Source organism: Halomonas sp. A020, from assembly GCF_027943625.1.
In the GTDB taxonomy this organism is placed as follows: Bacteria; Pseudomonadota; Gammaproteobacteria; order Pseudomonadales; family Halomonadaceae; genus Vreelandella; species Vreelandella piezotolerans.
Map to the genome: position 1 here is coordinate 3,342,484 of NZ_AP022850.1, position 13,171 is coordinate 3,355,654.

The window sequence follows — 13,171 nt, forward strand, 5'->3', positions numbered from 1 at the left end:
TAATAACGAACAAACACTCAGAACGAGACAAAATAAATGTTTGCTAAAAAAAACGCCGCCCTTAGGGGCGGCGCTTTCATAGGCAATAGACTAATGAATTAGTCTTGACCCATCTGCTGCTTGATCAGATCACCGATGGTCGTCGGGCCGCCGGCAGCTTCCGGCTCTTGCTCACGCAGTTTTTTCAAGTTCTGACGAGTATCGTCTTGCTCTTTCGCTTTCACCGACAGATTGATCTGACGGCTCTTACGATCGACACTCACGATGCGCGCTTCGACGCTGTCGCCTTCATTCAGAACGTTGCGTGCATCTTCAACACGGTCAGCGCTGATTTCAGAGGCTTTGAGGATAGCGATAACGTCTGTCGCCAGCTCAACGTGCGCTTCTTTGGCGTCAACTTCCACAACGCGGCCAGTCACGATGCTGCCCTTGTCGTTGACAGACAGGTACTCGGCAACCGGATCGGAATCCATTTGCTTGATACCCAGGGAGATGCGCTCGCGCTCCGGGTCGATAGACAGAATAACCGCTTCTGCTTCATCACCCTTCTTGAAGTTACGAACGGCTTCTTCGCCTGTTTCAGTCCAGGAGATGTCGGACAGGTGAACTAGACCGTCGATACCGCCTTCAAGACCGATAAAGATACCGAAGTCAGTGATGGACTTGATGGTACCGGAAACACGGTCACCCTTGTTGTACTCGGCGTTGAAGGTTTCCCACGGGTTAGCAGTGCACTGCTTGATACCCAGAGAAATACGACGACGCTCTTCGTCGATATCAAGAACCATCACGTCAACGTCATCGCCCACTTGAACGACTTTAGACGGATGAATGTTCTTGTTGGTCCAGTCCATTTCGGACACGTGAACCAGACCTTCGACACCCTCTTCCAGCTCAGCAAAGCAGCCGTAGTCCGTCAGATTAGTGACGACCGCGTGCACTTTGGTGCCTTCCGGGTAACGGTCTTTGATGTTGACCCACGGATCTTCGCCCAGCTGTTTCAGACCCAGTGATACGCGGTTGCGCTCACGGTCGAACTTCAGCACTTTGACGTTGATTTCGTCGCCAACGGCAACGATTTCAGACGGATGCTTGATGCGCTTCCACGCCATGTCGGTGATGTGCAGCAGGCCATCGACGCCGCCCAGATCAACGAAGGCACCGTAATCGGTCAGATTCTTGACGATACCTTTGATTTGCTGACCCTCTTGCAGAGTGGCCAGCAGCGCTTCACGCTCGGCGCTGTTTTCTGCTTCCAGCACGGCACGACGCGATACGACGACGTTGTTGCGCTTCGGATCGAGCTTGATGACTTTGAAATCCAGCTCTTTATTTTCCAGGTGCGCAGTGTCACGAACCGGACGAACGTCAACCAGAGAGCCCGGCAAGAAGGCACGGATAGAGTCGACGTCGACAGTGAAGCCGCCTTTGACTTTACCGTTGATCACGCCCTTGACGATTTCGTCTTTCTCGAAGGCTGCTTCCAGAATCTTCCAAGCTTCTGCACGCTTGGCTTTTTCACGGGACAGACGTGTTTCACCGAAACCATCTTCGACGGCTTCCAATGCAACGTGAACGTCGTCACCGATGGCGATGGTCAGTTCACCGTTTTCATCGCGGAATTGTGCCGCAGGAATTTGTCCTTCGGACTTCAGACCCGCGTTAACGGTAACCCAGTCACCGTCAATGTCGACAACCTGAGCCGCGACGATGGCGCCTGGCTCCATGTTGATGTCGTTAAGAGACTGTTCAAACAGTTCAGCAAAGCTTTCGCTCATGGTTTTCCTACGTGATCAACGTTGTTGAGGCATAACTGCCTTCTCCGTACCACCAGCGAGTACGGGCCTAATGTCACTCAGCTTTTGGAGGCGTTAGCGCTGGTTAGACCTGACCGGGCTCACTGAGATGAGGCTGTCGCCCTGCCACGTCGTGACACCTTTCCAAAAACGCCGCAAGGGAGAATCAAATGCCGTCAGCCATGCCGCGTTGGGCAAGCAGTTCGGTCAGCCGATCAACCACTTCCGGTATGCTCAGGCGCGTGGTATCAAGCGTGATGGCATCGTCTGCCGGCTTGAGAGGAGCCACACTGCGCTGCGTGTCGCGTGCATCGCGTGCCTGAATCTCCTTTAAAAGACTCGACAGACTAGCATCCACCCCTGCTTCCTGCAACTGTAGATACCGTCTGCGTGCCCGTTCTTCGGCACTGGCCGTCAAAAAAATCTTCAAGGGGGCATCGGGGAAGACGACCGTTCCCATATCGCGCCCATCTGCCACGAGCCCAGGCGCTTGACAAAAATCGCGCTGGCGCTGGAGCAGTGCCGAACGCACTTGCGGCAAAGCGGCCACCTTGGAGGCGCGTTCACCGGCTTGCTCTGTACGGATGGCGCGACCAACGTCCTCACCCTCTAAGAGCGTGCAAGGCAAGCCATCCTCTACCGGAAACTCGACATCCAACGATGCCGCGATACTCGCCAGTGCCGCCTCATTCTCCAACGAGACGCCATGTTTGACGGCGGCTTGCGCCGTCAAACGATAAAGCGCCCCACTATCCAGCAGATGCCAACCCAACCGCTCGGCCACGAGGCTGCTAATCGTGCCTTTACCGGCACCGCCGGGGCCATCGATCGTCAGCACAGGTACCTTAGTGGTCATTGGCACCCTCCACCTCGATGCTCATCCCAATCCGTTGAGCGAGCGCGACGAAATCGGGGAACGAGGTCGCCACGTTGGCACAGTCATCGATGATGATCTCGGCACCCGCACGTAGCGACGCAATGGCAAACGCCATGGCAATACGGTGATCGCCCAGACTATCGATACGACCACCGCCATAGCTCGGGCCACTGTCATTGCCGTTACCGACAATGTCGATACCATCCTCTACCACCGTATGTTCAACGCCAAGCACCGCAAGGCCATCGGCCATTGCCTGAATACGGTCGGACTCCTTCACGCGAAGCTCTTCTGCGCCGCGCAGGCGCGTCGTCCCGTACGCATTGGACGCCGCAATGAACAGCGCGGGGAACTCATCGATGGCCAGCGGCACTTGATCGACGGGAATATCGATGCCTTTCAAAGGCGCGTAACGAATACGAATATCGGCAACCGGCTCGCCTCCCACTTCGCGCTCGTTTTGAAGCGTTAAATCAGCGCCCATGAGCTGCAAAATATTAATAACGCCAATCCGCGTCGGATTGATGCCCACGTGCTCCAAAACGATATCGGAACCTGGCGTAATCGCAGCCGCGACGAGAAAGAACGTCGCCGAAGAGATATCGGAGGGAACGTCGATGGGCCCTGCAGTGAGTCGACCGCCGCCTTGCAGCCAGCAGGTATCGCCTTCACGGGACACTTCATAACCAAACCCATTGAGCATGCGTTCGGTATGGTCACGGGTCGGCGCCGGCTCACGCACACGGGTTTCGCCCTCGGCATAAAGCCCCGCGAGCAGCAGACAAGACTTCACTTGGGCGCTGGCCATGGGCATATCGTAGTGAATGCCTTTCAGCGCTTTGCCACCGTGGATTTTCAGCGGCGGGCGACCGCCTTCGGCGGTGTCGATCATTGCGCCCATCAGGCGCAGCGGGTCGGCCACTCGGCCCATTGGACGCTTGGTGAGCGACTCATCGCCAGTCAATTCGCTATCGAACGCCTGACCCGCCAGCAGCCCGGCAAACAGGCGCATGGCGGTGCCAGAGTTACCCACATACAGCGGGCCTGCCGGCGCCTTGAGACCGTGCATACCAACACCGTGAATGGTCACGCGTCCCTGGTGCGGACCTTCGATGGCCACCCCCATTTCACGAAAGGCCTGTAAGGTGGCCAGACTATCTTCGCCCTCCAGGAAGCCTTTGACTTCCGTCACGCCTTCGGCCAGAGCGCCTAGCATGATCGAGCGGTGGGACATGGATTTATCGCCCGGCACGCGCAGGCGCCCCTGCGCCTTGCCGCCTGGCTGCACCCGATAAGTCACTTTACCGTGTGGTTGCATATGATATTCCGCCTGATAACTGGTTTTGTTCAATAACGTATCGAAATAGTGACGCGCATGACTGGCCCGATCGAAGGTGGCGATGAGTGCATCGCTATTCCCCTCCTCCACGGCTTGACGCAGACGCTTTAGACCGGCCTCGAAATCATCCAGCGACGATAGCACTGCCTCTCGGTTGGCAATGAAAATATCCCGCCACATGACCGGATCGCTGCCCGCAATGCGCGTGAAGTCTCGGAACCCGCCTGCGGCATAACGAAAAATATCCAGCCGCTCATCCTGACGCGCTAGGGTGTCCACCAGGGAAAAGGCCAACAGGTGGGGCAGATGGCTGGTGCGCGCCAATACTTGGTCATGGCGCTCCACACTCATGTGGAGAACGTCCGCGCCACAGGCCAGCCATAACGCTTCTACTCGCATCAGCGCCTGCTCGTCGACGTTGGGCTCCGGTGTCAAAATCACCTTATGATTCACATACAGCGTGGGGTTGGCCGCCACCACACCGCTCTTTTCGGACCCTGCGATAGGATGACCTAGCACCATGTTCGGCGGCATGCTGCCAAAGACCCGCTCGGCACACTCGCGGATCGTTGCCTTGGTACTGCCCACGTCGGTAATGACGACGTCGCGAGCCGCACGAGGGAGCGCCGCGGCCAACTGGGCCATGACGCTCTCCATAGCCAGCACAGGCACTGCCAGGACGACCATTGAGACGCCCTCGAGCAGCTCGTCAAGCCGAGTGCCCCCAGAATCGACGACCCCAAGCTCGATGCCGAGCGCGATCTCATCTGGATTGGGATCGCAGGCCACGATATGGCCCTGATAGCCGTCGACGCGAAGCGCAGCGGCCAATGACCCTCCTATCAATCCAAGACCCACGATCAGCACACGTGATTCGAGGCAAGGAGTGTGCTTACTCGAGCGCGCCGACACTGTCACAGCACGCCCTGAGGGTAGGAGCCCAACACGCGAAGCTCGGATGCGCGCAGGCGCACCTCTTCTAGTACCGCCGCCACTTGTGGCTCGTCGCGGTGGCCTTTGAAATCGATGAAGAAAACGTAGTTCCAAACCCCCGTACGTGACGGGCGCGTTTCGATACGCGTTAAATCGATCTTATGACGATGAAAAGGCTCCAACAGGTCGTGCAGCGCACCCGGCTGGTTACGCATGGCCACGACGATGGAGGTTTTGTCTTCACCCGACATGGGAATATCTTGATTGCCGATGATCAAAAAGCGCGTGGAGTTATCCGGACGGTCTTCGATTTTATCGGCGATGCGCTCCAAACCGTAAAGCTTGGCGGCCATGTCCCCAGCAATCGCAGCGCTGTGCCACTCGGTTTTCACTAGCTTCGCTGCTTCTGCGTTGGACGACACCGGCACACGCTCGGCATGGGGATAATGCGCGTCCAACCATTTGCGGCACTGGCCAAATGACTGCGGATGCGAATAGATCCGCGATACTTTGTCTTGACGCGTGGTTTCGCTGATCAACAAATGATGATGAATACGCAGCACCACTTCGCCACAAATTTTGATGGACGAATCCATGAAGGTGTCGAGCGTATGATTGACGACGCCTTCGGTGGAGTTCTCCACCGGGACGACGCCATAATTCACCGCGCCCGCTTCCACTTCACGAAACACTTCGTCGATCGCGGCCATGGGCAAGCTGACCGCGCTTTCACCAAAGTGCTTCAGCGCGGCTTGCTGGGTAAACGTGCCTTCTGGGCCGAGGTAAGCCACTTTGACCGGCTGCTCCAGCGCGAGGCAGGCCGACATGATTTCACGGAACAAGCGAGCCATCTCTTCGGAGTCCAGCGGGCCTTTATTCAGCGCCATGATGCGTCGCAGCACCTGCGCTTCCCGCTCAGGACGATAGAAGACGGCATCTTTATCTTGAGCAAGCTTCACATGAGCGACCTGCTGAGCACAGTTCGCTCGCTCACTGATCAAGCGCAGAATATCGCCATCCAACTGGTCGATACGTTGACGCAAGTCGTCTAAATGGATCGGCGTATCGGACATGTTGGTTAGCCTCTTCGTTGTTCGAAATCCGCCATGAAGGCAATTAAAGCATCGACCGCCTCTTCGGGAACGGCGTTATACAAACTAGCGCGCATGCCGCCTACGCTACGATGCCCTTTCAAGTTGAGCAGCCCAGCCTCGTCGGCCTCCCGTAAGAACACCGCGTCCAGACGTTCATCTGCCAGTACGAACGGTACGTTCATACGAGAACGGTTCTGTCGCGCAATGGGATTGCTGTAAAAACGACTGCCGTCGATCGCGGCGTATAGCTTTTGCGCTTTACGCTGATTCATCGCATCCATCGCTTCCAAGCCACCCACATCGTTTTTCAACCATTGAAAAACAAGGCCCGATAAATACCACGCGTAAGTAGGTGGCGTGTTCACCATGGAACCCGCTTCCGCCAGCAGTTGATAATCGAATAGTGACGGGATGGTGCTGGGCGCGCTTCCCAGCAGGTCATCGCGAACCAAGACGATGGTCAAACCTGCCGGACCAATGTTCTTCTGAGCGCCCGCATAAATGACGCCAAACTCACTGACATCAATGGGGCCAGAGAGGATGTTCGACGACATGTCGCACACCAGCGGCACGTCGTTGCCATCTACTCGAATCGACTGCGGGATGTAGTCGAACTCCAACCCTCCAATGGTTTCATTGGAGGTGTAATGCAAGTAAGCCGCATCATCGCTGATCGTCAGTGATTCCTCACCCGGGACGGCCGTATGCCCATTTGCCTCGCTGCTGGCCGCGACGTGGCAGGCAAAACCCAGTCGCTTGGCCTCATTCAGCGCTTTCTTCCCCCAAATCCCCGTTTGGATGAAATTGGCACTGCCCCCTTGGCCCAGCAGGTTCATCGGAATCATCGAGAACTGCATGCTCGCGCCGCCTTGAAGAAAGAGCACGCGGTAGTGACTAGGAATGGCTAACAGGTCACGAAGATCGGCTTCGGCGCGCTCTGCAATCGCAACGAACTCGTCGCTGCGGTGACTCATCTCCATGACCGACAAGCCGCGACCTTGATAGTCCAGCAGCTCGCTACGGGCGCGCTCGAGTACGGCGCTAGGCAGGGCTGCGGGCCCTGCACAAAAATTATAATGACGTGTCATCGGTTCCCGGTTCCTGTGCGCCATTGTCTGCGTCTGCTGGTTCGCCCGTGTCTACGTCATCCGTCTCTTCAGGCTCGTCCACGCGAACGGTTTTCACCAATTTCTCTTCTTTCCCCAAACGAATCAGCATGACCCCTTGCGTGTTTCGGGAGGTGATGGAGACCTCCTCCACGCGGGTGCGTACCAACGTACCGCGATCGGTGATCAACATCATTTCGTCGCTGTCGTAGACCTGCATCGCCGCCACTAGCGAGCCGTTACGCTCACTGGTTTGCATGGCGATGACGCCTTGTCCACCTCGGCCGCGCAGCGGGAACTCTTCGAGGCGTGTACGCTTGCCGTATCCATTCTCACTGGCCGTAAGGATATATATCTGGCCCTCGCTTTCGCTTGAAGCAAGGGCTTCTTCTGGGGCATCCACATCTGCGTCGGTATCGGCTTCGGCATCGATCTGCTGACTCTTGGGAATGATCAGGCTGATCACTTCCGCCTCATCGGCGAGACGCATGCCACGCACGCCGCGAGCGGTACGGCCCATAGCGCGCACGTTACCCTCTTCGAAACGGATCGCTTTACCGTTGGAAGAGAGCAGCATCGCGTGATCGGAGCCCGACGTAATCGCCGCCCCCACCAAACGGTCGCCCTCTTCAAGATCGATCGCAATCAAACCAACGCTGCGCGGACGGGAGAACTGTTCGAGGCTGGTACGCTTCACCGTGCCATTGGCTGTAGCGAAGAAGATGTAGTGCTCGGGGTCATAGTCGCGCACCGGCAAAATGGCGTTGACCGACTCGCCCTCTTCCAGCGGCAGCATGTTGACCAACGGTTTACCACGGGAGCCACGGCTGGCATTCGGCATTTCGTACACTTTCAGCCAGTACACCTTGCCACGGTTGGAGAAGAGCAGCACGGTGTCGTGGGTCGAGGCCACCAGCAGGTGCTCGATGACGTCTTCGTCTTTCATGGACGTCGCCGACTTGCCACGACCGCCGCGGCGCTGCGCCTGATAATCCGATAGCGGTTGCGTCTTCGCATAGCCCGAGCGGGAAACGGTGACGACCATGTCCTCTTCGGCAATCAAATCTTCGATGGAAAGATCCAAGTGGCTTGCCTGGATCTCCGTGCGGCGATCGTCCCCGAACTGATCACGCACCGCATGTAGCTCTTCGCGGATCACTTCCATCAGGCGATCGGCGGAGGCCAAAATCTCGGTAAACTCGGCGATCTTTTCGAGGATGGAGAGATACTCATCGAGCAGCTTCTCGGTTTCCAGCCCGGTCAAACGGTGTAGGCGAAGCTCTAGAATGGCCTGCGCCTGGGCGGGCGAGAGCCGATATTCCGTGGCCGAGGGGTTGAGGCCAAAGCCCTCTTCCAACTCTTCTGGCTTACAGGAAGTCGCGCCAGCGCGCTCCAGCATGGCCGTCACCTGCCCGGGCCGCCACACCTTCGCCAGCAGCTTTTCACGCGCTTCAGCGGCATTGGGAGAGGCCTTGATCAGCTCGATGACCTCATCGATGTTGGAGATAGCAACGGCTAGGCCTTCCAACAGATGACCACGTTCACGGGCTTTCTTGAGTTCGAAAAGCGTCCTGCGGGTGACGACCTCGCGGCGATGGCGAATGAACGCCTCGAGCATCTCTTTGAGATTGAGCGTACGCGGCTGGCCGTTCTCAAGCGCCACCATGTTGATGCCAAACACGTTCTGAAGCTGAGTTTGCGCAAACAGGTTATTGACGACGACCTCGCCGGACTCACCGCGCTTGATTTCGATCACCACGCGCAGGCCATCCTTGTCTGACTCGTCACGCAGCTCGGCGATGCCGTCGATTTTCTTCTCTTTGACCAGCTCGGCAATTTTCTCGATCAGCCGCGCCTTGTTCACCTGATACGGCAGCTCGGTGATGATGATATGGTCACGGCCGGTTTTATCGTCGTGCTCGATGGTGTGGCACGCGCGTACGTAAATACGTCCACGGCCAGTGCGATAGGCATCGAGAATGCCCGCACGCCCGTTGATGATCCCCCCGGTGGGGAAATCAGGACCGGGGATGTATTGCATCAGATCATCCACCGAGAGCGTGTAGTCGTCGATGAGCGCCAAGCAACCGTCGATCACTTCCCGCATGTTGTGCGGCGGTATGTTCGTCGCCATGCCCACCGCGATGCCCGACGACCCGTTGATCAACAGGTTGGGAACTTTCGTAGGCAGCACGTCTGGGATTCGTTCGGTGCCGTCGTAGTTATCGACCCAATCGACCGTGTCTTTTTCGAGATCCGCCAGCAGCTCGTGGGCTAGGCGCGCCATGCGCACCTCGGTGTAACGCATGGCCGCCGCGTTGTCACCGTCGATGGAACCAAAGTTACCTTGTCCATCCACCAGCACATGACGCATGGAGAAGTGCTGCGCCATGCGTACGATGGTGTCATACACCGCACTATCTCCGTGCGGGTGGTATTTACCGATGACATCGCCGACGACACGCGCCGACTTTTTGTACGGTTTATTCCAGTCATTGCCCAGCTCGTGCATGGCAAACAGCACACGCCGGTGAACGGGCTTTAGGCCGTCGCGCACGTCGGGGAGCGCGCGACCGATAATGACACTCATCGCATAGTCGAGGTACGACTGTTTGAGCTCGTCTTCAATATTGACGGGCAAGATTTCTCTGGCGATGTCACCCATGAAAGTCAGATCCTTTGCACTGCATTGGCACTGCGAGAGTTGAAAGCGCTTGAAAATGCCGTCTTTTGCCGTACGAGACTTAGCACGGGAAGACGGCGCGCAGAGACCAGGCCATCATACCACTGCATACGCATCAAGGGCAGTCGATGACACCACCATTACCACTCAGGGCGTGAACGACTCCTTGGCCACGACCATCCCCTGCAGCACATCGCGCACCTCCCCTTCGATGGCGGCGGCTTTATTGTCCTTCACATCCAACAGAACGAAGGTGAGGTCGGCCTGGGCGATCAAGGTGCCGTCAGATCGAATGATGCGGTGATGGCAGAGCGCACTTCGCTCACCCACGTCGACGATGCCCGTGAATACCTGCAAATCGTCCCCCTGCACGGCCGCCGCGCGATAGTCGATGTTCAAATTGACGACGACGAAAGCGCGACCAGCACTGTGAAGCTGCCCAATGAGCCGGGGATGTTCATCAAAGAACGCCCATCGCCCCTCCTCCATGAACTCCAAGTAGCGCGCATTGTTGACATGGCCATAGCCATCCAAATGGTAACCACGAACCCGCATACCAACTTGGGAAATTGATTCAGACATAGCATCCTCTTGTTCACTGCTTATGGAAATGGGCAAGGAATCGTTAACACCTTGCAAATCAAACACAAGTTTTAAACTAGTGCAACAGCAAGTCGCTGCGCCAAGGTGCTGGTAGGAAAGGCCGCGTTTCGACATAATGTGCCACCTTTTTCATAGGATCGGTGACATGTGGTTTAAGCACCTGCATTTATATCGCCTGCACGGCGCTCCCGAGCTAGATAGCCAAACCCTGGCCAATGCACTGGATGAGCACGCGGCCAAGCCGCTAGGCAATGCGGATGCACGCCGCTTGGGCTGGACGGCTCCTGCCGGACGGCTAGGCGGCGACCAGCGTGTCCATGAGATTCAGGGGCACCGCCTACTCTCGGCCTTGCGCCAGGAACGTCTGCTTCCCGCCTCGGTCGTCAAAGAAGAAGTCGATGAAAAGGTCGCTGACATCGAGGCCAGCGAAGGGCGTAAAGTGACCCGTAAAGAAAAAATGGCACTCAAAGAGCAAGTTACCGAAGCGCTCTTGCCCCGCGCCTTCGTCCGCAGCCAAAAAATCGACCTCTGGTGGGACACGAAGCGTCAGCTCATTGGCGTGAATGCCAGCTCGCGCAGCCGCGCTGAGGATGTACTGGACCTGCTGCGCGAAACCCTCGGCAGCTTGAAAGTCACGCCGCTCAGTAGCCAAACGTTGCCCATCCGCGCCATGACTACTTGGCTTGGCGACCCGGCCAGCCGCCCTGCCGACCTCCAGCTTGGCGACCAAGTGGAGCTCAAGGCCAAAGGTGACGACGGCGTACTGCGCGCGCGCCAGGTCGATCTCGACAGCGACGAAATTCAACAGCTTCTCGAAAGCGGGCGCCAAGCCAGCAAACTGGCGATGAGTCTCGACGGCCGTCTAAGCTTCGTGCTGCACGACGATCTAGCGCTCAAATCGCTACGCTTTGGCAACGCGCTCATCGAAGAAGCGGATCATGCCGATGACGGCGACGATGCGCTGGCTCGATTGGAAACCGATTTTATTTTGATGGCACAGGCATTGTCCGAGGACGTATCCCGCCTACTCGAATGGCTCGGTGGCGAAACTCAGCGGGAACCGACGACTCCATCAGACGCCTAACGAACGATACGCACAGATACCGTCACTCGATTATTTAGTAGATACCCAACGGATCGCATGACTCAACACAATAACGCACCACACGCTGACACGCCGAATGACCCCTGGGCCGACATTCGTCCTTATGCGGATCATGAGGTAGCCGATGTACTCGAAAGGCTTTCTCGCGACAGCGAGCTGCTCGATGCGCTAACCCGCTTCCGGCTGCCCCGCATGGCCAAGTGGGCGCCACCGCTGGCGCGCGCGCTGGCAGGCCATGCCGTTCGAAGAGAAGTCAAAGGAGTGACCAGCGTCCGAGAATTTCAGATGCGCATTGCCAGCTATATGGTGCGCATGATCCGCACGACGACCGATGCCTTCGATGTGTCGGGCCTCGACAAACTCGACGATGACGGCGCTTACCTCTTCATTGGTAACCACCGCGACATTTCACTGGATCCTGCCTTCGTCAATTATGCGCTTTATGAAGCGGGACGAGACACCGTGCGCATCGCCATAGGTGATAACTTACTGAAAAAACCCTATGTCACCGACCTGATGCGCCTTAACAAGAGCTTCATCGTGCCTCGCAGCGCGCGCGGCAAGCGGGCCATGCTGGCCGCCTATCAGCAGCTCTCTTCGTATATCCGCCACTCGATTACCGAAGACAACCACTCCATATGGATGGCTCAGCGCGAAGGCCGTGCCAAAAACGGCATTGACCGAACGGACCCTGCCATCATCAAAATGCTCATCATGGCCAAACGTCACGCCGAACGCGACATGGTGTTTGGTGACGCCATTGCCGAGCTCAAGTTGGTGCCGGTCTCGATCAGCTACGAGTATGATCCCTGCGACGTGCAAAAAGCCCAAGAGCTGCACGATATCGCCCACCAGGGCAGCTACGCCAAAAGCGAGTTTGAAGACATTCGCTCTATCGTAGCAGGGATCACCGGGTCTAAAGGGCGCGTTCAGCTCAAATTCGGCACGCCGGTCGGTGCCGACATGGCCACCCCCGACGAGGTGGCCGCTGAAATCGATCGGCAAGTCATTGGCGGCTATCGCCTCTTCCCCAGCCACTATTTGGCGCTGGAAGCACTAGGCGAGTCACCCGAGCTGGTCGCCCGTAAAGCAATTACTCGACAGGATCGTGAGCGGTTCAAGGCGCGCTTGGCCAGTGTCCCCGAAGCACTGCATCCCTATTGGCTCGAGCAGTACGCCAACCCTGTGAAACACAAGGCAGGCAGGCTGAGTCTTTAGCCGTCAATCTGCGCATGCTGACGAGTAGAAAAAGTGCTATGGTCAAGGCATTCATTGGTCACGCTTGGTCGTTTTGCCAAGCGCGGTCTTAAGGAGACTCCCCATGTCCGCATCAGAAATTCAAAAAACACGTATTATCAATGAGCTACGCGGCTTTATCCGCAAACTACTACAAGATCCTAAAATTCTCGAGCAGTCTTTGGCCATTGCCCGTTCGCAGCTCACCGAAGGCAGCAGCCCAGCCGTCATGGCGCGCATTGCCAATGAAATTTCTGACACGACCAGCGTGCATATTCCCGAAGACCCTGCCGAGCACTCCGAGGCTGATAAACTGTTCTTAGAATTATTGCGCGAAGTGGTGCAAGAAGAGCAGGCGCTCTACTAAGCCGTTGTTACTGGCGACTAATTCGCCTTCAA

10 protein-coding genes are annotated in these 13,171 nt (G+C 57.1%); 3 read left to right on the plus strand and 7 right to left on the minus strand.

All coding sequences use genetic code 11. The features are described 5' to 3' along the window. Window positions 1-98 precede the first annotated feature (98 nt). From rpsA to FRH_RS15805, 7 genes are all read right to left on the minus strand, one after another. The gene (gene rpsA, locus FRH_RS15775; RefSeq protein WP_139527448.1) at window positions 99-1,778 is read right to left on the minus strand and encodes a 30S ribosomal protein S1; all 1,680 of its coding nucleotides are present in this window, start codon (window positions 1,776-1,778) and stop codon (window positions 99-101) included. A 184-nt stretch (window positions 1,779-1,962) separates the two neighbouring features. After that, window positions 1,963-2,652, minus strand: coding sequence for a (d)CMP kinase (gene cmk / locus FRH_RS15780; RefSeq protein ID WP_139527446.1), 690 nt, complete (start codon window positions 2,650-2,652; stop codon window positions 1,963-1,965). Next, a complete protein-coding gene (locus FRH_RS15785; protein WP_281998171.1) occupies window positions 2,642-4,924 on the minus strand; it encodes a bifunctional prephenate dehydrogenase/3-phosphoshikimate 1-carboxyvinyltransferase in 2,283 nt (760 codons plus the stop codon). Before FRH_RS15785 ends, cmk begins: the two co-directional genes overlap by 11 nt. A 2-nt stretch (window positions 4,925-4,926) precedes the next feature. Further along, complete coding sequence (gene pheA / locus FRH_RS15790) at window positions 4,927-6,018, minus strand: prephenate dehydratase (RefSeq protein WP_139527444.1); 1,092 nt, start codon at window positions 6,016-6,018, stop codon at window positions 4,927-4,929. Between the two features lie 5 nt (window positions 6,019-6,023). Beyond that, on the minus strand, window positions 6,024-7,127 hold the full coding sequence (gene serC / locus FRH_RS15795) for a 3-phosphoserine/phosphohydroxythreonine transaminase (RefSeq protein ID WP_281997234.1): 1,104 nt from the start codon (window positions 7,125-7,127) through the stop codon (window positions 6,024-6,026). Further along, window positions 7,111-9,810 (minus strand): DNA gyrase subunit A, encoded by a 2,700-nt coding sequence (gene gyrA / locus FRH_RS15800; protein ID WP_139527440.1) that lies wholly within the window; start codon window positions 9,808-9,810, stop codon window positions 7,111-7,113. Before gyrA ends, serC begins: the two co-directional genes overlap by 17 nt. Before the next feature lie 165 nt (window positions 9,811-9,975). Further along, a complete protein-coding gene (locus FRH_RS15805; RefSeq protein WP_139527438.1) occupies window positions 9,976-10,410 on the minus strand; it encodes a thioesterase family protein in 435 nt (144 codons plus the stop codon). A gap of 166 nt (window positions 10,411-10,576) precedes the next feature. Between FRH_RS15805 and FRH_RS15810 the strand changes: the two genes are divergently transcribed. The 3 genes from FRH_RS15810 (at window position 10,577) to FRH_RS15820 (ending at window position 13,139) form a co-directional block, all read left to right on the plus strand. Beyond that, a complete protein-coding gene (locus tag FRH_RS15810) occupies window positions 10,577-11,515 on the plus strand; it encodes a recombination-associated protein RdgC (protein WP_281997235.1) in 939 nt (312 codons plus the stop codon). Between the two features lie 57 nt (window positions 11,516-11,572). Further along, window positions 11,573-12,754 carry a 1-acyl-sn-glycerol-3-phosphate acyltransferase gene (locus FRH_RS15815; protein ID WP_281997236.1) on the plus strand — a complete coding sequence of 394 codons (1,182 nt, stop codon included), beginning with the start codon at window positions 11,573-11,575 and terminating at the stop codon, window positions 12,752-12,754. 103 nt (window positions 12,755-12,857) lie between these two features. Next, window positions 12,858-13,139: a hypothetical protein gene (locus tag FRH_RS15820; RefSeq protein ID WP_139527432.1), complete on the plus strand. Its 282-nt coding sequence runs from the start codon at window positions 12,858-12,860 to the stop codon at window positions 13,137-13,139. The last annotated feature ends 32 nt before the right edge of the window (window positions 13,140-13,171 follow it).